The 23,159-nt window shown below is 50.5% G+C and carries 18 protein-coding genes; 9 read left to right on the top strand and 9 right to left on the bottom strand.

The window, feature by feature from the left end; all coding sequences use genetic code 11:
* Nucleotides 1-9: 9 nt before the first annotated feature.
* From LQ777_RS14985 to LQ777_RS14970, 4 genes are all read right to left on the bottom strand, one after another.
* Nucleotides 10-1,149, bottom strand: coding sequence for an efflux RND transporter periplasmic adaptor subunit (locus LQ777_RS14985; protein ID WP_232558738.1), 1,140 nt, complete (start codon nt 1,147-1,149; stop codon nt 10-12).
* A complete protein-coding gene (locus LQ777_RS14980; RefSeq protein WP_232558737.1) occupies nt 1,146-4,388 on the bottom strand; it encodes an efflux RND transporter permease subunit in 3,243 nt (1,080 codons plus the stop codon). The genes LQ777_RS14985 and LQ777_RS14980 overlap by 4 nt, the downstream gene beginning before the upstream one ends.
* 119 nt (nt 4,389-4,507) lie before the next feature.
* Nucleotides 4,508-5,944 (bottom strand): TolC family protein, encoded by a 1,437-nt coding sequence (locus LQ777_RS14975; RefSeq protein ID WP_232558736.1) that lies wholly within the window; start codon nt 5,942-5,944, stop codon nt 4,508-4,510.
* Between the two features lie 183 nt (nt 5,945-6,127).
* Complete coding sequence (locus tag LQ777_RS14970; RefSeq protein ID WP_232558735.1) at nt 6,128-7,078, bottom strand: TlpA family protein disulfide reductase; 951 nt, start codon at nt 7,076-7,078, stop codon at nt 6,128-6,130.
* Between the two features lie 238 nt (nt 7,079-7,316).
* Here LQ777_RS14970 and LQ777_RS14965 point away from each other — a divergent pair, with 238 nt between their 5' ends.
* The 5 genes from LQ777_RS14965 (at nt 7,317) to hemF (ending at nt 12,245) form a co-directional block, all read left to right on the top strand.
* Entirely contained in the window at nt 7,317-7,994 is a 678-nt protein-coding gene (locus LQ777_RS14965; protein ID WP_232558734.1) for a response regulator transcription factor, read from the top strand.
* A complete protein-coding gene (locus LQ777_RS14960; protein WP_232558733.1) occupies nt 7,991-9,286 on the top strand; it encodes a sensor histidine kinase in 1,296 nt (431 codons plus the stop codon). Before LQ777_RS14965 ends, LQ777_RS14960 begins: the two co-directional genes overlap by 4 nt.
* Nucleotides 9,287-9,856: 570 nt before the next feature.
* Complete coding sequence (locus LQ777_RS14955) at nt 9,857-10,327, top strand: hypothetical protein (protein ID WP_232558732.1); 471 nt, start codon at nt 9,857-9,859, stop codon at nt 10,325-10,327.
* Nucleotides 10,328-10,679: 352 nt separating this feature from the next.
* Nucleotides 10,680-11,309: an AlbA family DNA-binding domain-containing protein gene (locus tag LQ777_RS14950; RefSeq protein ID WP_232558731.1), complete on the top strand. Its 630-nt coding sequence runs from the start codon at nt 10,680-10,682 to the stop codon at nt 11,307-11,309.
* A 24-nt stretch (nt 11,310-11,333) separates the two neighbouring features.
* On the top strand, nt 11,334-12,245 hold the full coding sequence (hemF, locus tag LQ777_RS14945) for an oxygen-dependent coproporphyrinogen oxidase (protein WP_232558730.1): 912 nt from the start codon (nt 11,334-11,336) through the stop codon (nt 12,243-12,245).
* A 52-nt stretch (nt 12,246-12,297) separates the two neighbouring features.
* On the opposite strand, the gene LQ777_RS14940 is transcribed toward hemF, so the two are convergent.
* Nucleotides 12,298-13,404 carry an o-succinylbenzoate synthase gene (locus tag LQ777_RS14940; RefSeq protein ID WP_232558729.1) on the bottom strand — a complete coding sequence of 369 codons (1,107 nt, stop codon included), beginning with the start codon at nt 13,402-13,404 and terminating at the stop codon, nt 12,298-12,300.
* A 93-nt stretch (nt 13,405-13,497) separates the two neighbouring features.
* On the opposite strand from LQ777_RS14940, the gene lpxK reads away from it, so the two are divergent.
* The 4 genes from lpxK to LQ777_RS14920 all read left to right on the top strand — a co-directional run bounded on the left by lpxK (nt 13,498) and on the right by LQ777_RS14920 (nt 19,089).
* The gene (gene lpxK, locus LQ777_RS14935; RefSeq protein ID WP_232558728.1) at nt 13,498-14,553 is read left to right on the top strand and encodes a tetraacyldisaccharide 4'-kinase; all 1,056 of its coding nucleotides are present in this window, start codon (nt 13,498-13,500) and stop codon (nt 14,551-14,553) included.
* Nucleotides 14,554-14,605: 52 nt separating this feature from the next.
* Nucleotides 14,606-16,600: a putative porin gene (locus tag LQ777_RS14930; protein WP_232558727.1), complete on the top strand. Its 1,995-nt coding sequence runs from the start codon at nt 14,606-14,608 to the stop codon at nt 16,598-16,600.
* Nucleotides 16,601-16,693: 93 nt separating this feature from the next.
* The gene (locus tag LQ777_RS14925; RefSeq protein WP_232558726.1) at nt 16,694-18,439 is read left to right on the top strand and encodes a GMC family oxidoreductase; all 1,746 of its coding nucleotides are present in this window, start codon (nt 16,694-16,696) and stop codon (nt 18,437-18,439) included.
* An 11-nt stretch (nt 18,440-18,450) separates the two neighbouring features.
* Complete coding sequence (locus tag LQ777_RS14920) at nt 18,451-19,089, top strand: gluconate 2-dehydrogenase subunit 3 family protein (protein WP_232558725.1); 639 nt, start codon at nt 18,451-18,453, stop codon at nt 19,087-19,089.
* 109 nt (nt 19,090-19,198) lie between these two features.
* Here LQ777_RS14920 and LQ777_RS14915 read toward each other — a convergent pair whose 3' ends face one another.
* From LQ777_RS14915 to LQ777_RS14900, 4 genes are all read right to left on the bottom strand, one after another.
* On the bottom strand, nt 19,199-19,597 hold the full coding sequence (locus LQ777_RS14915) for a VOC family protein (RefSeq protein ID WP_232558724.1): 399 nt from the start codon (nt 19,595-19,597) through the stop codon (nt 19,199-19,201).
* Nucleotides 19,594-20,910 carry a tRNA (N(6)-L-threonylcarbamoyladenosine(37)-C(2))-methylthiotransferase MtaB gene (gene mtaB, locus LQ777_RS14910; protein ID WP_232558723.1) on the bottom strand — a complete coding sequence of 439 codons (1,317 nt, stop codon included), beginning with the start codon at nt 20,908-20,910 and terminating at the stop codon, nt 19,594-19,596. The genes LQ777_RS14915 and mtaB overlap by 4 nt, the downstream gene beginning before the upstream one ends.
* 67 nt (nt 20,911-20,977) lie before the next feature.
* A complete protein-coding gene (gene eutC / locus LQ777_RS14905) occupies nt 20,978-21,757 on the bottom strand; it encodes an ethanolamine ammonia-lyase subunit EutC (protein ID WP_232558722.1) in 780 nt (259 codons plus the stop codon).
* Entirely contained in the window at nt 21,754-23,136 is a 1,383-nt protein-coding gene (locus tag LQ777_RS14900) for an ethanolamine ammonia-lyase subunit EutB (protein ID WP_232558721.1), read from the bottom strand. Before LQ777_RS14900 ends, eutC begins: the two co-directional genes overlap by 4 nt.
* Nucleotides 23,137-23,159: the final 23 nt, after the last annotated feature.

The following is a 23,159-nucleotide window of genomic DNA, read 5'->3' as shown; positions in this document are numbered from 1 at the left end:
CAGAACAAGCTATTTTGTTTTAATCGCCTGGCCATCGCGAATTTCTTCCGAAGCAATTTTGACAATCGGTTCGCCTTGCTGAACGCTGCCAAATACTTCAACCAGACTATCAACGACGTTGCCTTTCTGCACCGATACCCATTGAGCCCGGTTGTCGCGTACCCGAATCACAAACATTTTTTCACTCGAACTGACGACGGAAGTCGTGGGCACAAACATCGTTTTAGCCGACCGTTCAACGGGCAATGTCACTTCAGCGTACATCCCGGATTTTAAGTCGCGAGCCGCGTTGTTAACGTCAAATTCGGCCATCATCGCCCGGTTCGCTTCCACCAGACTCTCCGCACTCCGGGCCAACTTAGCGTTGAACTGGCGTTCGGGAATGGCATTGACCGTAAACGAAACGGCGCTGTTGTTTTTGAGCTGGTTGGCAAAGGTCTCGGGAATTGCTACTGTCAATCGCAGGGTTCGACTATCTTCCAGCACAAATAACGGACGGCCGCTATCGCCCGCACCGACCAGCGCGCCGGGACTGATGTTCCGCTCGGTTACCATGCCATCGAACGGGGCGGTGATCGTTAAGTACTGTCGAAGCTGGGTTTTAGCCTGATAATTCGAACGGGCAGCCTGCACGGTACCGCGACCCATAACCACCATCGCGCTATCGGCCTGCATTTTGGCCTGCGCCTGATCGAGTTCGTTGGCCGACACGGCACCTTCCATCTTGGCCGTTTGCAGCAGTCGGTTATAGGTCAGCCGACTGGCGCGGGCGCGGGTCGTTTGCTCAACCAGCGTTGCTTCCTGCGCCTGTAACTGGGCCTGCGCCTGACTGAGTTCCGAAAGGACTTCGGGGGCATCAAGCCGGGCCAGCACTTGCCCTTTGCGAACGAACGTGCCCCGGTCCACCGGAATTTCCCGCACGAAACCTTTTACTTTGGCGTAGATATTGACCCGATTCCAGGGTTTCAGTTCACCCGGCAGGGTTACCCGTTTGCTGGGTTGCAAGGCCTGAACCGTTGTCATGGCCACCTGTGGCGTTTCTGGTTCTTTCGTGGCGGCCTGTTTGGTGTCGTGATTGCCGGATGTCGAGCAGGCAGCCAGGCCAGCCAGAACCGATACCGGCCAGATTACTCTCAATAATGGTTTCATATGGAGCGGACCGCAGGAGCGGGAGTCAGTTGGTTGTCGAAAAATTTGCTTTCTGGATCTTCGGGGTCGAGCGATACGGATTGCGTTGTTGCTTTGGCCTGTAGTTGGCTGAATACACATGGTAAAATAAGAAGTGCCGCCAGTGTGGAAGCGATCAAACCGCCAATTACGGCCTGGCCAAGTGGGGCAATCTGATCACCACCTTCGCCAAGTCCCGACGCCATCGGTACCATCCCCGCAATCATGGCGATACTGGTCATCAGAATTGGGCGAATCCGGCTGTTGGCCGCCAGCACCACGGCTTTACGGGTATCGCCGACTTCCAGTCTGAGATTTTCGGCATTCGTCACCATTAGAATCGCATTAGCGACCGATACGCCGACGGACATAATCAGACCCATGTACGATTGCAGGTTCAGCGTGGCACCGCAGGCCAGCAGCATCAGCAGGGCACCCGCCACTACGGCAGGAATGGCCGATAGAATCACCAGCGACAGCTTGAACGACTGGTAGTTGGCCGCCAGCAGCAGGAAGATAATGACGATAGCGACCAGCAGACCCGTTTGCAGGCTACTGAGCGTATCGGTCAGCAGGTTGGTTTGTCCGCCCATCTCGACAAGGACACCGCGTGGTGGTTCGCCCGCGTTCTTGATGGCGTTTTGCACGGCTTTCTGGGCCGTACCCAAGTCTATGTTCTGCAAGTTGGCGGTAATTGTAACGAGTCGGTTTGGTCCGGCGCGGTCGTATTCGCCGGGGGCCGTGCCTTCCGAAAACGTAGCCACGTCTGACAGTAGCGGATGCATTTCGCCACTGCGCAGCGGAATATTGCCAATGTCGTTGGTACTGCTCATCTGGTATTCGGGAATCTGCACCTGCACCTGGTAAGCCAGTCCCTTCGATTCATCGAGCCACAGGTTTTTATCCGTAAACCGGCTTGACGACGTAGCCGCTACCATCGACCGGGCGACCTGCGTGGATGTAACCCCCAATTGTCCGGCCCGTTCGCGGTTCATCGTTACATTCAGCACCGGGTAGGCCAGCGGTTGCGCAATCTGCACGTCGCGCAGGAAATCGATTTTGGTCATCTGCTCCCGGATCTTATTGGCAAAGCGTCCCGCTTCGGTCAGGTCTTTAGCCGCTATCGTTACTTCAATCGGCGTCGAAGCGCCCTGACTCATAATCTTTTCGGTCAGCTCGATGGGTTCAAACGAGATGGCTGCATTGGGTAATGCTTTGGCAATCCGCGACCGAAGATCCTCTTTGAGATCATCCATTTTTACGGGATGCTCTTCATTTAATGACACCTGCAAAACCGCTTCGTGTGGACCGCTGTTGAACACGAAGATGTTGGACGTACCGTAGCTGGACGGAACCGTACCGACATACGCCGACGAGATCTCAACGTTCTCGGCACCCACCGCATCCTTGATGATGTCGAGTACTTTTAGCGTGGCCGTTTCGGTTCGTTCTACCCGCGTTCCATCAGGAATCCGAAGCCGCATCTGAAACTGGTGGCTGTTGCCGTGGGGAAGAATGTCCGTTCCGATAACCAGGAAGCAGACCACGATAATCGCCAGACTACCCAGCAGATACCCGCCAACAACCAGCCCCCGACGATTCAAAGCTTTATCGAGAAAGGTTGAATACCGCTGTTTGAACTTGTCGAAACCCTTTGCGTTGGCTTCTGGATGCATATCCTCTTCTAGTATAGCGTGCCGTTCCTGCGCGTCGAGAGCCAGCGTTGGCGCTTCGTGGGGCGGATGGCTTTTTAGAAGCCAGTTGGCCAGTACGGGCACAAACGTTTGCGACAGGAGAAACGACGCGATCATGGCGAAACCAACCGATAACGACAAGGGTAGGAACATGGATCGTGGTACACCACTCATAACAAAAGCGGGCGCAAACACGGCCAGAATCGCCAGTAGGATGAGGAATTCGGGGAAGACGATTTCTTTACAGGCATCCCAGATGGCAACGGCTTTGGGTTTTCCCGTTTCCAGATGCTGGTGGATGTTTTCAATCGTCACCGTTGCCTGATCCACCAGAATTCCAATCGCCAGGGCCAGTCCCGACAAGGTCATGATGTTGATCGTCTGCCCAAATAAATTAAGCATGATTACTGCCGACAGAATCGAAATTGGAATGGTGACGACCACGATAATCACGCTACGCCAGTCGCGCAGGAACAGCAGTACCATCAAGCCGGTTAGTACGGCACCCAAAATCCCTTCCGTGACCAGACTTTTCAGGGCGTTCGTGACGTAAACCGACTGATCGAACTCGTACGAAATCTTTACGTCTTCGGGCACGGCGGCCTGTAATTCGGGCATCGCTTTCCGGATGTTGTTAACAACATCCAGCGTGGAAGCATCCGACTTTTTTACCACCGGGATATATACTGCCCGGCGGCCATTGACCAAGGCATAACTCACCGTCACGTCAGCGCCATCTTCAACCGTACCAATGTCGCGCACAAACACCGTCGGACCCGAACCAACCCGAATTGGAATGTTCAAAAAGTCTTCGGGACGTTTGACGAGCGAGTTCACCGGCGTCATCAGGGCTTTGTCGCCAATGCGTATATTCCCGGCGGGCGACGGCTGGTTGTTCGTAACGATGGATTTGATGACTTCTTCGGGCGTCAGTTGATAGCTGCGGACCAGCTGCGGATTCACTTTGATGATGACCGTCCGCTGGTTACCACCGAAGGGGGGAGGGCTGGACACGCCCGGAATACGCGAAAACATCGGTCGTACCCTTGACGATGCGTAATCCTGAATTTCGTTGAGCGAACGACTCTGGCTTTCAAACACCAGCTGACCCACCGGTACCGAACTGGCATCGAAGCGCACCACCTGGGGCGGCACGGTGCCTTCAGGCATGTACGCTTTCGCCCGCGAGACGTTGTTGGCTACTTCGGCGGCAGCCTGAGCCATGTCGGTTCCCGGATAAAATTGCAGTTTGATCAACGATAGTCCCTGAATGGTTTTTACGTCGATGTCGCGGATCCCCGACACGTACAAAAAGTGGTCCTGATAGCGCGTGGCAATGAATCCGTCCATCTGGTCGGGGGCCATACCGCCGTAAGGCTGAACCACATAAATCGTGGGCAGATCGAGGTTTGGGAAGATATCGACGGGGATGGTAAAGAGCGACATCACCGAAAAGAAGAGAAGTCCCAGAACCGCTACAACCACCGAAATTGGTTTTCGTAAGGCAGATCGAATGAGTTGATACATAACAGGTTTCGGTAATTAATGATCAGCCTGTAGTTCCCGGTGCTGGGTTGGTCGGACGTTGCGCTGTCAATCCCAACTACGCACAACCCACCTACCGGAAACTACAACCTGGACTTTACTTAATTGACTTGATTCATAAATAGCGATAGGTCGCCCTCGGCGGCTGCTTTGAGGAGCAGATAACGCCACACGTTGCTAATCGACACGTAGCCATCTACTTCGGCGCGATTGAGCGTCAGAACACTTTGCAGCAGGGTCGGTAAATCGGTCAGTCCGCTTTCGTAGCGTGACTTGGCCTGGTTATAAGCCTGCCGGGCCGCCCGCAGCTGGATAGGAGCCTGCCGGGCTTGCTCCAGCGCGACCTGATACTGCGTTTCGGCTTCCTGATATTGTCGTGAAATTTGCAGCCGTTGCGTATTGAACAACTGCCGCGACCGCTCGATCTGAAATTGATCGGCCCGGTAATCCTGGTGAGCCCGTAACAGGTTCGTCAGGTTCCAGCGTGCAACAACGCCAACCAGATAATTGCCAACCTGATAGCCGAGTCCATTAATCTGGTTGTTCAGAAAGACATCGCCCTGATTGGAGAAACCCGAACCTCTGGCGTTACCCGCGCCAACCAGCGAAATAAGTGGCATCCCCGACCGCTGGGTAGCTAAGCTCCGGGCTGCCGACAGGTTAATCTGCGACTGAAACAAACGCAGGGTTGGGTTCTTCGGCGAAAGCGAATCCGATAGGAAAACACCGTTGGGAATCGAGCTGTAGAAGCCCATGCTATCGACCTGCATCCCGCTTTGAAGCTGACCCGCTAGTTCGGAAAGTCGAAGGCGCTGCACCTGTTCCCGCTGCTGGCTTTCGAGCAGCAGGAGCCGGGCGCGTACCGATTCCGCCGTCGCTAACGCACTATCGACGCCCGCCCGCATCCCCGACCGAACACCTGAATCGACGACGCGCTTGAACGTCTGCGCCCGATCTAGATTACTCCGCTGAATCTGAACCAGTTTCTGATTGATCAGTAAAAGTAGATAGGCGTCAATGGTGCGGACCTGATGCTGAAAAAGTTCGTTTTCGTAATCGGCCTGGCTGCGCTGAAGGTCGGCTTTAGCTACGTTGATACCCGCTTTTACCCGCCCGAACGCAATGGCTCGCCACTCAATAGAAGCGCTAGTGTAGCTGCCGAAGCTGGCTTGCGAAAGAGCAAAGGGCCTGACCCCACCGGAGGTGGATATATTGGTGCCTTCGTTGGGGAAAAACGAATTGTTAAGGCTATTGCTCGTGGCGTAGTTGTACTGATCCTGGAGCATCACAATCGGCAGCAGATCCGTGCGACTGGCCTGCAATCGGCGTTCGGCACTGCTGACTTCGGCCTGTTTGGATTTCAGGAACGGATATTGCCGAACGCTCTGGTCAAGAACCTGATTGAGGGTAGGTTGCTGCGCTACGGCCTGGGTTGTGAGAAGACCGGCACTCAGCCAGAGCAGCCAGCCCGTTGTTCGTCGGTACTTTGTGGAGGTGGACCGTTGCTGGTGAGACTCCAGAAAATGCGGGTAGATCATTGGCGTCAACCTGTCCGGCTATCATCTGGCTCCCGGACAAGTGTAGGCAAAACACGATCTCAATTCTGGAAACATTTGGGAAAACTGGGCTTTATCGATAAAAACAAGCGTTCAAGCTCAGTTTCATGCAGATAAGTACCGCTCGTTAGCGGTTAGAGCATTCGTTAAGAATGTACAGAATCATCATTTTTTCAGTAGACGACTGAGCGTGGCTTCAATTTCGCTCACGGACATATCTCGACCGAGTACCGTTTGATCGGCGCTTAGTAGAATGGTATCCGGCATCTGTTCAACGCCGAATTGGTTGCTGATAGAAGTTGGCCCCATTAAATCCAGAACGTGAATCCACGGTAAGTTTTCTTGCTGCATATCGTTCCTGCTAGCTGTCGAATTAAATTCAAGGGAGACCGTGACAATCTCCAGCCCCCGCGGATGATAGGTTCTGTAAATTTGTTTTAGCGCGTTATGCCGTTTGTGGCAGGCTGCGAAAAAACGGGACGAAAAGTCGATTAAAATATACGTTGCTTTTAGCGTAGACAGCGTAAAACTTTGCCCAGTGACTGTTGGTAAAGTGAAATCAGTAACCTTAGTATCAACTTGATTTTTTGCCAATTTCGCCTGTATTCGTTTGAACGATGGATAGGAAGAAAAGGCGGAGAGTTTACCAAACAAATCAAGTGTCCGGTTGTACGAAAAGTGATTCGAGGCAAAAAGAAACCAGCTTGATGCCGATGAAGGATGATCTAAAATTTGTTTGACGATCTGATTGGTATGGGCTGTCTTTATGGAATCGTCCAGTTGCTCAAGATTACGTATGGCTAGTGAATCGTTATCGAAGAAAGCATGCGCGAGTTCGGTTCGTAGATCACCTTCGGACTCTTGATTGGTAGTCAGCATGGTTAGCTGCTCGGCCCATAACTCACTGCTGGGAGAACCCGTGACGAACGCTGTTTGGTCGAAACTGACATAGATAGCCGGTGAGTCAATAAAGAGCTGGTAATCCTCTTTTTTCCCTTCAAGCCAGATATAGGCCGGACTGGGCTCGAGCAAGGTAATCGTAAAATCGGCCTTTCTGTTGAAAACGGTCGCTTTAACAATAATTGGTGGCTGGTACAAAACCTTTGCTACCAGCATAGCTTGTTTGCCTTCCCAATCCTGAGAAAATAAACAATGAACGGTGGTCGTATCGTGAGCGTGTACAGCTGCCGAGTGAAGACAAACCAGGCAACATACCACTAGAAAGGCTATACGTTTAGAGGATATTGTGCCCATAGTCTATAAAAGGTTGATTGGTATAAAGTAACGTCGAAAACTTCCAAATTCTTTCCAGAATTGGCGGCTATTTTCGTGTACTATTTCGCTAAGCAGTCGTATGAAAATTCTGGTAGTTGAAGATGAAAAAGGGTTGGCTGAAAGTATCACCGATTACATGGAAAAGGAAGGATACATCTGTGAAACAGCCACGACCGTGCAGGAGGCCGACGAAAAAATATACCTCTATACCTACGATTGTGTTATCGTTGATCTAACCTTACCGGGGGGCGATGGCTTTCAGATCATTCAAACGCTGAAGCAACTGGTTGTTACGACAGGAATTATTATTATTTCTGCCCGCAACGCGCTGGAAGATAAATTGAAAGGTTTGGAAATCGGATCGGATGATTACCTGACTAAGCCGTTTCATCTCTCCGAATTAAACGCCAGAGTGAAGTCATTGCTGCGACGTAGACAGTTTGGCGGGCATACCGAAATTCGTTTTCAGGAGATCGTCGTCGTACCGCAAAACCGGAAGGTTTACGTTAACCATCAGCTTACGACTTTGTCGCGGAAGGAATACGATTTGTTACTTTATTTTTTGTCAAATATCGACGTTGCGCTCACAAAAGCGTCTATTGCCGAGCATTTGTGGGGTGACAACATCGATTCGGCGGATTCGTTTGATATCGTTTATTCGCACATCAAAAATCTGCGTCGGAAATTGATTGAAAAAGGAGCTGCCGATTACGTACAATCGATCTATGGTATCGGTTATAAATTTAGTCAATCGTGAAACTGCTCGCTAAAACCAATCGCATTTATCTGGCGTTCTCGCTGGTTATTTATCTACTGACGGCGCTGGCTTTCTACCAGATCATTCGCTATTTGATTTATGACGAAGTAGAAAGCCGATTGCAGATCGAACGACGCGATTTCGAAACGTACGTTCGTATTCATAACACCTGGTCGAGCAGTCCTTATTTTGTCGAAAATAAAATTGAGGTTGCGCCGGTGAGTCAACCGCCCACGTCAAGGCGAGCCTTTTTTGCTGATACGTTGATTCAAAACCGCTATGACGACGAGCTAATTCCGTTTCGACAGCTTACATTCTACGTGCCCATCCACGGAACGCTTCACCGGGTATCTATTCGAAAATCGCTAATTCAAACGTACCGACTTATTGAAGCCGTAACGTTTACAATGGCTACATTTTTGGGCTTGTTGTTAATAGGGACGTTCTGGTTTCAGGGAAAGTTATCCGGTCGAATCTGGCTTCCATTCTATAATACGTTGTCGCGCATCAAACATTTCAATTTAAATAGTGAGGCTCCTTTGCAACTGGCTACATCCGAAATAACAGAATTCAATGAGTTGAACGAAGTGCTGCAAAAAATGGCCGATAAGATGCGGCAGGATTACCAAAGTTTAAAAGAATTTACGGAGAACGCATCGCACGAGATGCAAACGCCACTCGCTTTGATCAATGCTAAAGTAGAGCAACTGATCCAGAGCGAACAATTAACCGAGATACAAACGCACTGGATACAAACAATCTATGAAGCTTCCCGGCGCATCGTACGCTTAAATCAGGGATTGTTATTGTTGTCGAAAATTGAAAATCATCAGTTTCAGGGCATCCAACTCATCGATTTATCCCAGTTGCTCGTCGAAAAATTGCAGGATATGGAAGAGGTACTGTCGTTCAAGGAACTGACGGTTCATATTTGCTCGCATGATTCGTTTGAAGCGGAACTGCCAGTTGCTTTGGCTGATATTCTGGTGACGAATCTGGTAAATAATGCCATAAAACATAACCAGTCCGGGGGCTTTATTGAACTGGATTCGAGCAATGAATTCTTATGTTTGAGAAATACAGGAGGGACGCTGGTTTCGGAGCCACAACGACTTTTTGAACGATTTAAAAAAGAAGGAACCGGAACGGATTCCATCGGACTTGGTTTAGCAATCGTTAAACAAATCTGCGATAGTTACGAACTGTCCATTAGCTATAAGGAGACGCAAGGCAACCATCAATTCCGCATTTCGAGATTGTTACCCGCTGATTCAAATAAAATGATAACCTAGTTAGCTATTAAAACATATGATTAGCCTAACGGGGTAATAATTAAGTTTAGAAGAACATCTTTTCTTTAGAAGACATTGGAAGGCTAACGACGAATGCAAAGGTTTGTTGAAATTTAGTTACAAGTATTGTGGTGAAACAGGTACTAACTTATTAACAAGTACTCCTTTTTTTATATACTCCTGGCCGTAAAAAGTAAATATACTATCGATAAATTCATGCTATGAATAGAAAATAGAATAGAATCTTGCAAAAATAGAACACTACTTTAGGATCATTATTATCTATTTAGTCCTGCTTTATTTTATAACCCATTTTAAGAAACTCGTTCATTTATTCGCTTATAGGAAGGGATATAGTATTAGTAGTAAGAAGAATAGTAGGGATGAATTAGTGAAAATGCTTTTTTTGTTATTTGTACTGTGTAAAAATAACTGTACTTAATTCAATGTGTAGCGCTCTGTTCATGTAAATAAAACGGCAAATTGATCCTAGCCTATATTTTTTATATAATTGTGAACTGTATATTCGCGCTTAAGTTCTAGTAGGACCATGTTAAACAAGAAATCTTCATGAAAGCAGCCCAAATTAGGTTCTTCTCGCCCCAGGAAAATAGTACGCCTAAAGAGAAAAAAGCAAAAAAAGTAGCACCAGTAACGGGATATATATCAACCGCCGGTAAACTTGTTTTTCCCGCCAAATCCATATCGCAATTAGATTTCGATCCTGAAACTGCTCAGTTTAGAATCGGAACTCAGGAAGGAAAGCGAAAAATAAAATCACTATACGTAATTCCGGTTACCGACGAGCAGGAAGGAACGTTCGAGCTGGAAAAAGCGGCAAAAAGTTATAGCATTTCCCTGCCGATTATTCTGCAGAAAGGTGGAATCGATTACTCGAATTCAAAATATGTTTTCACCGTTAAGCCATTTGATTACGAAGAAGGCGTAGTTGGGTATGAGCTACAATTAGAAGACCAGGCTCCAAAGCCTGCTTATACCGGCAAGCCACGTGGCCGTAAGCCTAAAGCCAGTGAAGAATAAATAAGACTATTCCCCCGTAGCCAGTAATTGTTTGCGGGGGAATATAAAATCCCAAAAAGGTTACGCGTCAGAGAAGTAGGTAGATAAAGAGAAAGTCAATCAATTGCTGAGTATATAGATGCGAGTATAACGAATAGAATTCATAGCCTTACTAATCCATCTTAGCCCATAAAATCTGATTTCTAAACCTGGCAGTGGTGCTAAGCCCATATCTTCATTTCAGAATTACATATAGAGCCGGTAAAGTAATCCGGCGCGTTTAAACGACAACATTTGATTCGTTAGGATAACTATATTTACGCAAAAGTCTCGATCTATATAGCCATATGCCCGATCCTTTTGTTAGTTAGTTATGACTCGGAATGATCTCGACGATCTTATTGCACAAGGCGAAAACACGCGCTTAGAATTCAAACGATCCTTATCGTCGGCCTACCGCATTGCCCGGACGTTGGCTGCCTTCGCCAATACATCGGGTGGCACGTTGTTGATTGGAATTGCTGACGATGGAAAAATAGTTGGCGTACCTTCTGAAATAAGAGAAGTTTACAAAATAGAAGAAGCTTCAGATCGGCTTATCGAGCCTGGACTGACGGTGAGTTATGAGGTGCTGCGCCCTGACGGACGGATTGTTTTGGTGGTGCGCGTTGCCGAAAGTGACGAAAAGCCCCATTACGCGATCAATGAGTTAGGGCAACGAACAATTTATGTCCGGGCAAAGGATAAATCGGTCCCGACGAATAAATTGATCATCACCCAGGAAACGGCAGAAACGCCAGATTTGCTTAAATCGACTACTGCCCGGACGTTGATTCAGTATCTCCGCAAAAACGACGACATCACGGCTGACCGATTCGCCAAATTGATCAACATTTCGGATTATCGGGCGGGTAAATTATTACGTCAGCTCGCCGAACAGGGATTGCTGATTATGATCGACAAATCCCGACCTGTACGTTTTGCGCTGAAGCTTGCCGAATAATCCTGTCGTATCTTTGCGTTTACTATGACGTCGGAACAACTGATTACCCGAGAAACAATTACTGCATTTTTTACGGATCTACAGGACCGTATCTGTCAGGCGCTGGCGGATGCGGATGGCATGGGTCAGTTTCGCGAAGATGCCTGGGAACGGCCCGGTGGTGGCGGAGGCCGTTCGCGTACAATAGCCGACGGAGCTGTCATTGAAAAAGGGGGCGTCGGCTTTTCGGCGGTTCAGGGTGCCGCTACTGAAGCGACGTTACGCTCGCTGAACCTGACCGAGCCTGCCGAATTTTACGCAACGGGCGTTTCAATTGTGCTACATCCACGAAATCCGATGGTGCCCATCATCCACATGAATGTGCGCTATTTTGAAATGAGTACCGGGCAGAGCTGGTTCGGTGGAGGTATTGACTTAACACCCCACTACGTTGTTGATGAAGACGCGCGCTGGTTTCATGCACACCTGAAAGCCGTCTGTGACCGACATGATCCAGCTTATCACCCTAAGTTTAAGACCTGGGCCGACGATTACTTTTTCATTCCGCATCGGCAGGAAACACGCGGAGTTGGCGGCATTTTCTTCGATTACCTGAAACCGGCCGATGCAAGCCACAAAGCTGAATTGTTTGCCTTTGTTCAGGATGTCGGCAATGCGTTTGCTCCCATCTATACCCACTTCATGCGTCAGAATCGTGACCTGCCATTTGGTGAGCGCGAAAAACAGTGGCAACTGCTACGTCGGGGCCGCTACGTCGAGTTCAATCTGGTCTGGGACCGGGGGACTAAATTTGGCCTTGAAACGAATGGCCGTACAGAATCTATCCTGATGAGTATGCCACCACAGGCCAACTGGACGTATGATTTCAGACCCGAACCAGGCAGCCAAGAAGAACGTACGCTGAGCTTGCTGCGGAAAGGAGTTGATTGGGTCTAGCCCTTTAATCGGATCACAGCAAGAACGAACAGTCTAAAAAGATTGCGACGCTTTACCGTGATTGGATACTGCTGCTGGCCAATTGGGCGAAGTCCCAGGGTTTGGATGAATCGTACCGCAGATACCCCTGTTCGATCGTTAGCGGACTATCGACGTTGTTGTGATACAGTTGTCCTGTACCCAGCCCCTGTGGAATAAGATTCTTGAACTGCGCCGTGTACTGAGCGATGGCGTTCAGACCAATGTTGGATTCGAGCGCCGACGTTATCCACCAGCCAATATTGAGTCGTCCGGCCAGTTCGATCCATTCGTCGCAGTGGCGCATACCCCCCAGTAGGGTCGGTTTGAGGATAATGTACTGCGGCTGAATCTTTTTCAGCAACCGAAACTTGTGAACATACTCCATCTGGCCGATCAGTTCTTCGTCAAGGGCAATCGCCAGGGGAGAATGTTGGCAGAGATCAGCCATTAAGTCGGGCTGACCCGCTCGAATGGGTTGCTCGATCGAATGAAGCGCGTAAGTAGCCAGCCGTTCGAGCTTTTTCATGGCTTCTTCGGGCTTAAACGCGCCGTTGGCATCTACCCGCAACGTAATCTGCTCGGGCGTGAAGCGTTCGCGGATCATTGCCAGCAGATCACATTCCTGCTCAAAATCGATAGCGCCAATTTTCAGCTTGAGGGTCGTGTATCCGGCCCGCAGTTTGTCTTCGATCTGTTGCCGCATAAACTCAGGACTGCCCATCCAGATTAAGCCATTGATGGGTAATGAACGATGGCCGCTGGCAAACTCGTTTTCGAGAATAACGTGTTGACCGCCCGATAAAAAATCGAGCATGGCCGTTTCGAAACCAAATAAAATGCTCGGAAACTGAGGACTGATGAGCTGGTTGAGCACAATGGGAACGTTCCAGCTAAAGAGCTGCAAATCCAGATTATTGAACTCCTGGCAGTTTTGAGCCAATTGTTCCTCAAAATCAGCCCGGTCGTCGTAGCTTAGTCCTTTCAGTGGGCCGCATTCGCCATAGCCGACAACCGCCGGATTCTCGTCGTCAAATAAGCGAATGATGTAGGATGTTTTTTCCGTAAGAATACCACGCGACGTACCCGCTTCAAAGCGAAAATGCAGAATGTATTTCAGGTAGTCGGTTTTTAGACTCATTGTACCGTACGGTATGGCGGGGGTTCACAAGCCTAAAAGTACTACTTTTGACTGCTCAATAAAGGCAATGTTACGAAATTATTAGCGAAGCAATTGGCCGCCAACTTACCTCTCTTACCTTTTAGTAGTATTTACGGATTGATTACGGATGCCCGTAATTGGTTGTACGATAGTAAATTATACAGCAGTTTTGAAGCGGATTCCTGCGTTATCGCCGTGGGGAATTTGACCGTTGGCGGCACGGGCAAAACACCCATGATCGAATATTTGATTAAACGGCACCTACCAAAAGACGCGAATAATCACTTCGAATCGGTTACGTTAAGCCGGGGGTACGGTCGTCGCACCAAAGGATTTCGGGAGGCTACCAACCAGGACACCGCCGAAACCATCGGTGACGAACCTCTGCAACTGTATCGAAAATTTGCCCGTTGGGTGCGTGTGTTTGTGGGCGAGCGCCGAGCTGATGCCATTCAGCAAATTTTGGCCCAGTACCCCGAAACAAAGCGAATTCTGCTTGATGATGCGTTTCAGCACCGGGCCGTACAGCCACAACTGAACGTGCTGCTGACGGATTACAATCGATTGTTTTACACCGATCATCCGTTTCCGGCGGGGCGTCTGCGCGAACGTCGGCACGGAGCTCGGCGGGCCGATGTCGTGATCGTTACTAAATGCCCCGATACCCTTTCCAAAGACGAACAGGAGACTATCAGAAGGGCTATTCTGCGATACACCCGTCCGAAGACGCCAGTCCTTTTTTCTCGGTTGCAATACGGCCAGCCTACATCGTTCGCTACGCATAAGGCTACCGACAAACTGTCATCAGTCGTGCTCGTTTCTGGTCTAGCCAACGCAACTCCGCTAGAAACGTACGTTCGACAGGTATTTTCGATGGAGAAACACCATCGTTTTGGCGACCACCATGCATATACCCGTGCCGAACTTGATCGGCTGACTCAATCCTTAAGTGCTGTTGATGGGTTGCTGACAACCGAAAAAGACTGGGTGAAGATCGACGCGTTGCTAACCGACGAGGAACGACTTCGGCTACCTTTATATTATTTGCCCGTTGAAATGGCGTTCTTATCCGGCTATGAAGCCGAATTTGACGGTATTCTAAAAAATATTCTCCTTAAAAATCCTTAACCGAGGGACTTCCGTTCCGGCCATCCGGCGGTTTTGGCGTACTTTTGACTTAATGAATCGAAGCGTACTTTTTCTGTTCTTTTTGATAGGGCTGGCTGTCATTGGTCGGGCGCAGCAGTTTCCGGGTGCAACGCAATTGCCGGGCGGATTTGGCCAGGGTGGGTTTGGGCAAACAACAAGTCCGGGAAGCGCTACTGGTGGTAGCTTCGGCGGTATCGACGACTCAACCCGGGTTATCTACGGACCCAAGACGACCCGCTACATACTGGAAGACGATATTTTTAATAACCGGAAGAAGCTCTACACCATGGATACGACCATGGATGACGCGCACCGGTTTTTGTACGTCCAGCGGGCGCAAAATCTTTACCAGGATTTAGGTAATCTGGGAACGCCGATGCGAAACGTGTTTGTGCCGGTACCGCAGCAACTCGGTGCGCAAACGGGCTATTCCGTTTTTTCGCCTTATGCGTACCAGACCATGCAGGTGAAATATTTCAATACCAAGTCGCCATTTACCGATATGTATCTGGCTTTGGGCGGGCGTAACCAAAACATTCTCCGATTCGATTTTGCGCAGAACATAACCCCCCGCTGGAACGTAGGATTCAACGCCCAGCGATTTACGTCGCAGAAGCAATTTGGAACCAGTGGCGCTAACGATCCGACGAAACTACTGGCCCAGAACTGGGGTTTTCTGGGGCATACCAACTACCAGTCTAAAAACGAAAAGTACACCCTGCTCGCGCACTTCATCAATATGAACCACAGCGTCGAAGAGCAGGGGGGGGTATTACCTGGAACAAATCTTGACGGAAGCCGGAATGACTACGCTTACACGGGTGATGCGCTTTTAACGAACGGTTCCGCGTCCGCTACGTCATCCGCTCTCGGGCCTCGCGGCAACGAAATTCGCAACGACTGGCACATATACCACCAGTATGTTCTCGATCAAGGGTTCCAGATCTACCAGCGGCTCGACTACAATCGCCACAAGAACTCGTACCACGATGAGTACTTGCAGGCCAATTATGCGTTCTACCCCACTATCCTAGGTGATACATCCACGGTTTATCAGGATGCCCGGTTTCGGTTGGTCGAAAACCAGTTTGGGCTGAAAGGAATCTACGACCGTCGTGGATCGGCGTTCAATTACCGGGCTTACCTCCGCAACCGGATTTACGGGCAATACACACGCTACAATACATCGGGGGCGAACGAAAATGAATACGAAACCCGTCGGACTGAAACGTTTCTGGGTGGGTGGCTAGGCTATTATTTCCCGGACAGCCTGTCGCAGGTAACGGCGGAGGCCGAGTATCAGGTTGGCGGAGGTTATCGGTTGCAGGGGCAGTTTGAGAGCAAGTACTTGACGGCTGGCTACTCGTCTATATTTGCGAATCCAACGCTATTGCAGGAGCGCTTTCAAAGTCATATTTTCTTCTGGCGAAACAATTTTAATCTAAGGGGCTACAACCACGCATACGGCAAGCTTAACCTTCGTTACAAAAAATTACTGATACAGCCCGGAATCGATTATTACCTGCTCAGCAACTACATCTATTTCGATACGGCGGCTGTAGTCCGTCAGCTTAACGGATCATTTAGTGTGTTGCGAACAGGACTCGGATACCACTTCGAAGTGGGTAAGTTTCTGGCGTCGGGTCAGGCGTACTACACGGTTCAATCACGTAGAGATGTACTGCGGACACCTCCGTTTTTTATGAATGCTCGGTTCCAGTACGAACTGCTTTACGCCAAGGTACTGTACATTCAGATCGGAGTGGATCTGCATTACAAATCGCCCTACTATGCGGATGCGTACATGCCCGTTACGCAGCAGTTTTATGTTCAGAATGAAAAGAAAGTAGAAGGATACGTGTTAGCGGATCTTTTCGCCAATCTACGCGTCAACCGGACCCGCTTGTTCGTAAAACTTACCCACGCTAACCAGGGAGTATTTCAACCCGGCTACTTTGTCGCCCCTGATTATCTGGCCATGCGTCGAAGTTTTGCTTTCGGTGTCGATTGGTATTTATTCGACTAACCAATTAGAAGGGTATCAAGCACCATTTTTGCTCTTTATAGTGTATATTTAGGCTATTTTTTAGAGTACTCATAATAACCTCAACATTTTTGCATGGACCCCTTTCAGATTAAAAAAGCCCCAGCTCAGTACGATGTAGCTATAGTCGGCTCCGGTGCTGGTGGTGGCATGGCTGCCTATACGCTCGCTAAAGCGGGGGCTAAAGTCGTGTTGCTGGAAGCTGGTGGTTACTTTGACCCCGCTGATCCCAAGTACATTACGCAACTGAAATGGCCTTGGGAATCGCCCCGCCGTGGTGCTGGAACGACGCGTGCGTTCGGTGATTTCGATGCCGCATGGGGCGGTTGGGATATTGAAGGTGAACCCTATACAACGGCGAAAGGCACCGAGTTCCACTGGTTCCGTTCCCGGATGCTGGGCGGACGTACCAACCACTGGGGTCGGATTTCGCTTCGGTTTGCTCCCGACGATTTTCGGCGTAAAAGCATGACCGGTGTTGGCGAAGACTGGCCGATCGGCTACGATGATATCAAACCTTTCTATGACCGGGTTGACCGATTGATTGGCGTTTTCGGCTCGGTCGAAAATATGCCTTCCGAACCCGATGGTATTTTCCTGCCCCCGCCGAAGCCTCGTCTGCACGAGCTGATGATTCGGAAAGGGGCACGGAGCATCGGTATTCCGGTTATTCCATCGCGGTTGTCGATCCTGACCAAACAGATCAATGAAGAACGGGGGCAGTGCTTTTACTGTAGCCAGTGCGGTCGGGCGTGTCAGGCGTATGCCGATTTCTCGTCGTCGTCCGTATTGGTTAAACCGGCGCTGAAAACGGGCAACGTGACGCTGATCAACGGAGCGATGGTCCGCGAAGTACTGACCGATCCGGCAACGGGTCTGGCGACGGGCGTGAGCTACGTGGACACGCTGTCGTTGCAGGAAAAGTCAATCATGGCGAAAACGGTTGTGCTGGCTGCCAGTGCTGGCGAAACAGCCCGCTTGCTGCTTAATTCTAAATCGAGCCGCTTCCCAACTGGCCTTGCCAACTCCAGCGGTGTTGTTGGTAAATACATCAATGACTCAACGGGCGCATCGCGTTCGGCGTTTGTTCCGGCCTTGATGGACCGCAAACGCTACAACGAAGACGGCGTGGGCGGTATGCACGTCTTTACGCCCTGGTGGCTTGACAACAAGAAACTGGATTTCCCACGTGGTTACCACATCGAATACTGGGGTGGTATGGGTATGCCTGCCTACGGATTTGGTTGGGGCGTTGAAGCGCTCAACGGCATGATTCCCGGTCGCGACGGTAAAATGAAACCAGCGGGTGGCTACGGTGCCGGCCTGAAAGACGACTACCGCCGGTTCTACGGAGCCTACGTTGGTATGGCCGGTCGTGGTGAGCCCGTCCCGCTCGAAAGCAACTACTGCGAAATCGACCCGAACGTTGTCGATAAATACGGTATTCCGGTACTTCGGTTCAACTACAAGTGGTCCGATTACGAGGTCAAGCAGGCCAAGCACATGCAGGATACCTTCGAAGAAATTATTCATTCAATGGGTGGTATCGCGCTCGGTAACAAACCCGGTCCTGAGAACAGCTATGGTCTGGAAGCACCTGGTAAAATTATCCACGAAGTGGGTACGGCCCGGATGGGGAAAGATCCAAAAACATCGGCACTGAACAGTTTCCAACAGGCGCACGACGTAAAAAATCTGTTTGTCGTTGATGCTGCTGCCTTCCCGTCGCAGGGCGACAAGAACGTTACCTGGACCATCCTGGCCAGTTCCATGCGCACATCCGAGTACCTTATCGATCAGGTCAAGAAGAAAAACATTTAACGTTTTCACCCATGAAACGCAGAGACACCCTTAAAGCCTTTTCTCTTGCCGGATTCGGTCTGGCAGTTTCGCCCGTGGAAGCCGCTGTGCCCGCTCCACCGGACGTTAAACCACTTAAGATTCCGGGTGGCCGGCAGAAATTTGAAGCGGAACGCGATGCGAAGCTGAACGCCGAAAAATTCTTTACGCCCCACGAACTACAGACGGTGACGGTGTTGTCCGATATCATCATTCCTGCCGATGAGCGGTCGGGAAGTGCGTCGCAGGCGGGCGTACCCGCTTTCATCGAATTTATGATGAAAGATCAGCCGAATAACCAGACCCCCATGCGTGGTGGTATTCGCTGGCTGGACAATACCTGCGTCAAACGGTACGGCAAACAGTTTGTGTTGTGTACCAAAGCGCAGCAGATTGACCTCGTGGAGCAAATTGCTTACCCGAAGCAGGTGAAGCCGGACATGACGCAGGGTGCTGCCTTTTTCTCGATGATGCGTAACCTGACGGCAACGGGTTTTTACACCAGCCAGATGGGCATCAAGGATATCGGTTACGTGGGTAACGTCCCAAACCAGTGGGATGGCGTTCCTGACGAGGTGCTGAAACAGTATGGCCTTGCCTACGAAGAGCGCGAGTTGACGCAGGGCAAATAAAAGTCCTTTTTTACGAAGAGGGGCTTGAAACCTCCATAAAATTCATACGCCATATCTCCAAGATATGGCGTATGAATTTTATGGAGGTTTCAAGCCCCTTTCTTTTGCTTTAATCTATATTCTTTGGTTCCAGTAAGTCCCACTGATTGCCGTATAAATCTTCGAAAACGGCAACCGTACCGTAGGGTTGCTCGACGGGTGGTCTCAAGAAGTTAATACCCGCTTGTTGCATCGCGGTATAGTCGTGCCAGAAGTTGTCCGTGTACAGGAAAAGAAACACGCGGCCCCCCGTCTGATTGCCAACACGGCTTTTCTGCTCCTCACTGTCGGCCTTTGCCAGTAGCAAACAACAGCCAGCAGTTCCTTTGGGAGCCACCAGAACCCATCGTTTCGTTTCGCTCAGAGCGGTATCTTCGATTAGATCAAAGTTGAGCTTGTGCGTGTAAAAGTCAATGGCTTCGTCGTAGTCATTGACCACGAGCGTCAAATGCGCTATTCGCTGGTTCATGCGTACGTTACTTCGGCGACTTCCATCAGACCATCGGCGTTAACGGTGGTGAGGTGAACGGGTAGCGTTTCGTTGATAAGCAGCGGATCGTATTTAGCCACAACACGAACGTAGTTTTCGGTGAACCCCTGCATCATACCGTCGGCTATGTCTTCTTCGAATAACACAGTCGCGTCACGACCCACCTGCGAATCGTAAAACGCCCGCCGTTTCTTTTCCGATAGAATGTGCAGCATCTTCGACCGCTCGGCCCGAACGTGACCCGGAACCACAGGCTTGATCGAAAGGGCGGTTGTGTTGGGCCGTTCGGAATAGGTAAACACGTGCAGGTACGATACTGGCAGTTCGTTCAGAAACAGATACGTTTCTTTGAACGCTTCCTCGGTTTCGCCGGGGTGGCCCACGATTACATCGACACCGATGCAGGCATGGGGCATCAACTCCTTAATTTTCTGTACCCGGTCGGCATACAACTCGCGTTTGTAGCGACGGCGCATTAAGCCTAGTACGCGATTACTGCCCGATTGCAGCGGTACGTGAAAATGGGGGACGAACCGCTTCGACTGAGCAACAAAGGCAATGATTTCGTCGGTCAGCAGGTTTGGCTCAATACTCGAAATACGAAAGCGCTCGATGCCTTTCGCATCATCCAGGGCTTTAACCAGTTCGAAAAACGTTTCCTGCCGCTCACCGTTGACTAACCCAAAATCGCCAATATTTACACCCGTTAGCACAATTTCCTTTACCCCTCTATCGGCTATTTCGCGGGCGGCTTTTACCACGTTCGCTACCGTGTCAGAGCGGCTTTTGCCCCGTGCCAGTGGAATGGTACAGTAGGCGCAGGGGTAATCACAACCGTCCTGTACTTTCAGAAACGTACGAGTCCGGTCGTTGAGCGAATACGATGCGTGGTAGTCGATGGCTTCTTCGATGGGCGAGTTAAATACCTGCGCAGGCTGACCGGTCGGTACTTTCTCGAACGTCGGCATCAGTTCGTGCAATCGGAATTTTTCGGCGGCTCCCAACACCGCATCTACACCCGGAATCTCCGAAATTTCTTTCGGCTTCAATTGAGCGTAGCATCCCAGAATAGCCACGTAGCCGTCGGGGTTGATCTTTTGCGCTTCGCGGACAATCTTCCGACATTTCTTGTCGGCATTGTCTGTCACAGAGCACGTGTTGATGATAAAGATATCCGGCTGTTGGTTAAACTCCACCCGTTCGTAACCCTGCTGCTCCATCAAACGGGCAAGGGTCGAGGTTTCGGAGAAATTCAGCTTACAGCCAAGTGTATAAAAGGCGACTTTTTTCACAGTAAATGACGTATCCCGCAAAATTACAAAAAAACGGCGGGGTCGGTTCCGTTTCGAAGCCTGAATGTCACCCGATTGGTAAACGGTCGGCTTCCGAACCGTCAGTATCTTTCAGCGCTATACCCGTGAGTTGCAGCCGAAAAGCCGAATCAATCAGCCACATCAGTTTACTGACAGCCAGGGCGGGCGGTAATCCCTGATCGCGGATATTGGAAAGACAGTTCCGGCGTTCATCCGTAAGACCCGGTTGGGGCGCGTAGGTCAGATAAGCGCCCATACTATCGAATGAACTTAGGCCCGGTCGTTCACCAATCAGGATGATCGCCAGGCGAGAGCCAAGCAGGTGGCCGATGACGTCCGAAATAGCGACGCGGCCTTGTTCGACCAGCACGATAGGAGCGAGGGTGTAGCCAGCCTGCCGGGCCGTTTCGACCAGCATGTTGACAACCGGCGGAGCGTAGGTATTCACCGCGCTGGCCGACAGCCCATCGGCAATAATTAGGCATACATCAGCGGGCGGGGCGTTCAGGTTTTGAAGCAGTTGAGCCGATTCGTCGCATAAGAGTCGTCCGAGGTCAGGCCGTTGCAGGTAAATATCGCGGTTTTCGGCCCGGCTGTGAACAGGGCAAATGGGTACGTTCAGGTCTTGTAGCGCATCTTGTAAGCCGCTGATAGCTAACCCGGAATAGACCGCATCCTTGGCGTGAGCATGAGCAAGTTTAAACTGTAAGGATTCGCGGAGCGGGATGGATATACCCGTCCTGCCCAGTGCAATACGAGCCGTTGTGTAGGCTTTCAGGCGCTGCCACTCATCGGTTTGGTCAGGTAGTTTTTTTGGTTCGTTCATCCTTCGATCAACTCCGTGTAGAACTGTTTCTGAGCGCTCGTCGATAAGCGGTTTCCCAGCGCATCCATAATGTTTTGCCGAAGCAGCCATTCTTCAAATTCGGGCGCTGGTCGCAGTCCGAGTACCCGGCGCAGGTACAGCGCATCATGAAACGAAGTAGATTGGTAGTTGAGCATGATATCGTCGGCACCCGGAATGCCCATGATGAAGCTGATACCGGCTACGCCAAGCAGGGTCAGGAGCGTGTCCATATCGTCCTGGTCAGCCTGCGCGTGATTAGTGTAGCAAATATCCATGCCCATTGGTAAGCCCATGAGTTTGCCGCAGAAATGATCTTCAAGTCCTGCCCGGATGATCTGCTTTCCGTCGAACAAATATTCCGGACCGATAAAGCCAACGACCGAGTTAACTAGAAACGGGTTGAAATGGCGGGCGACGGCATAGGCGCGTACTTCGCAGGTTTGCTGATCGACGCCGTGATGCGCACCCGACGACAACGCGCTACCCTGACCTGTTTCGAAATACATCAGGTTTTGACCAAGTGTGCCGCGTTTCAATGAAAGCCCGGCTTCGTAGGCTTCCTGCAACAAGGAAAGATTTACACCAAAACTGGCATTCGCTTTTTCGGTACCGGCAATCGATTGGAATACCAAATCGACAGGAGCTTGCTGCTCGATCAGTTGCAGGGTGGTTGTTATGTGACTCAGCACGCAACTTTGGGTTGGTATGGAAAAACGCTCGCGAATACCGTCGATCATGTGCAGCAAACGGGCCGTTGCCGCCGGACTGTCGGTGGCCGGATTGATGCCGATCATAGCGTCACCGCTGCCGTAGAGCAAGCCGTCGATCATACTGGCGGCTATGCCCCTGGCGTCATCGATGGGGTGATTGGGTTGCAGCCGAACAGATAAGTGCCCTCGTAAACCGACTGTATTTCGAAAGCGGGTGACGACTTCACATTTCTTCGCTACCAAGATCAAATCCTGATTCCGCATGAGTTTCGAGACCGCCGAAACCATCTCAGGGGTTAGGCCGGGGGCCAGTTGACGAAGTGCCGTCGTATCGGCCTCGTCGCTCAGTAGCCAGTCGCGCAGATCGCCGACGGTGAAATGACTGATCGATGAAAAAGTGTCGGCATCATGCGTATCCAAAATCAGCCGGGTTACCTCGTCGGACTCGTACGGAATTACGGCCTCGTTCAGAAAGGTAGGTAACGGTACATCAGCCAGCGTCAACTGAGCAGCCACCCGTTCTTCGTAACGTTCAGCCGCTAGTCCCGCCAGCGTATCGCCCGAACGCAACGGACTTGCTTTAGCCAGCAGTTCGGTTAGGTTCTTGAACCGATAGGTGAAGCCCCGGATCGTGCAGTGATACAGCATACCTATTGCGTTAGTAATGTACT

It is taken from the genome of Spirosoma oryzicola, from assembly GCF_021233055.1.
Classification (GTDB): Bacteria; Bacteroidota; Bacteroidia; order Cytophagales; family Spirosomataceae; genus Spirosoma; species Spirosoma oryzicola.
The sequence above is the reverse complement of the archived record's forward strand: the minus strand, read 5'-3'. Positions and strand labels throughout refer to the sequence as shown.

Bases quoted from the DNA above. Each gene is read 5' to 3' on its own strand.
- LQ777_RS14920 (WP_232558725.1), top strand. From the start codon at position 18,451: ATGAAACGCAGAGACACCCTTAAAGCCTTTTCTCTTGCCGGATTCGGT.
- LQ777_RS14940 (WP_232558729.1), bottom strand. From the start codon at position 13,404: ATGAGTCTAAAAACCGACTACCTGAAATACATTCTGCATTTTCGCTTT.
- eutC (WP_232558722.1), bottom strand. From the start codon at position 21,757: ATGAACGAACCAAAAAAACTACCTGACCAAACCGATGAGTGGCAGCGC.
- LQ777_RS14975 (WP_232558736.1), bottom strand. From the start codon at position 5,944: ATGATCTACCCGCATTTTCTGGAGTCTCACCAGCAACGGTCCACCTCC.
- LQ777_RS14915 (WP_232558724.1), bottom strand. From the start codon at position 19,597: ATGAACCAGCGAATAGCGCATTTGACGCTCGTGGTCAATGACTACGAC.
- hemF (WP_232558730.1), top strand. From the start codon at position 11,334: ATGACGTCGGAACAACTGATTACCCGAGAAACAATTACTGCATTTTTT.
- LQ777_RS14900 (WP_232558721.1), bottom strand. From the start codon at position 23,136: ATGCTGTATCACTGCACGATCCGGGGCTTCACCTATCGGTTCAAGAAC.
- LQ777_RS14970 (WP_232558735.1), bottom strand. From the start codon at position 7,078: ATGCTGGTAGCAAAGGTTTTGTACCAGCCACCAATTATTGTTAAAGCG.
- LQ777_RS14925 (WP_232558726.1), top strand. From the start codon at position 16,694: ATGGACCCCTTTCAGATTAAAAAAGCCCCAGCTCAGTACGATGTAGCT.
- LQ777_RS14965 (WP_232558734.1), top strand. From the start codon at position 7,317: ATGAAAATTCTGGTAGTTGAAGATGAAAAAGGGTTGGCTGAAAGTATC.
- LQ777_RS14985 (WP_232558738.1), bottom strand. From the start codon at position 1,149: ATGAAACCATTATTGAGAGTAATCTGGCCGGTATCGGTTCTGGCTGGC.
- LQ777_RS14930 (WP_232558727.1), top strand. From the start codon at position 14,606: ATGAATCGAAGCGTACTTTTTCTGTTCTTTTTGATAGGGCTGGCTGTC.
- LQ777_RS14955 (WP_232558732.1), top strand. From the start codon at position 9,857: ATGAAAGCAGCCCAAATTAGGTTCTTCTCGCCCCAGGAAAATAGTACG.
- LQ777_RS14980 (WP_232558737.1), bottom strand. From the start codon at position 4,388: ATGTATCAACTCATTCGATCTGCCTTACGAAAACCAATTTCGGTGGTT.
- LQ777_RS14950 (WP_232558731.1), top strand. From the start codon at position 10,680: ATGACTCGGAATGATCTCGACGATCTTATTGCACAAGGCGAAAACACG.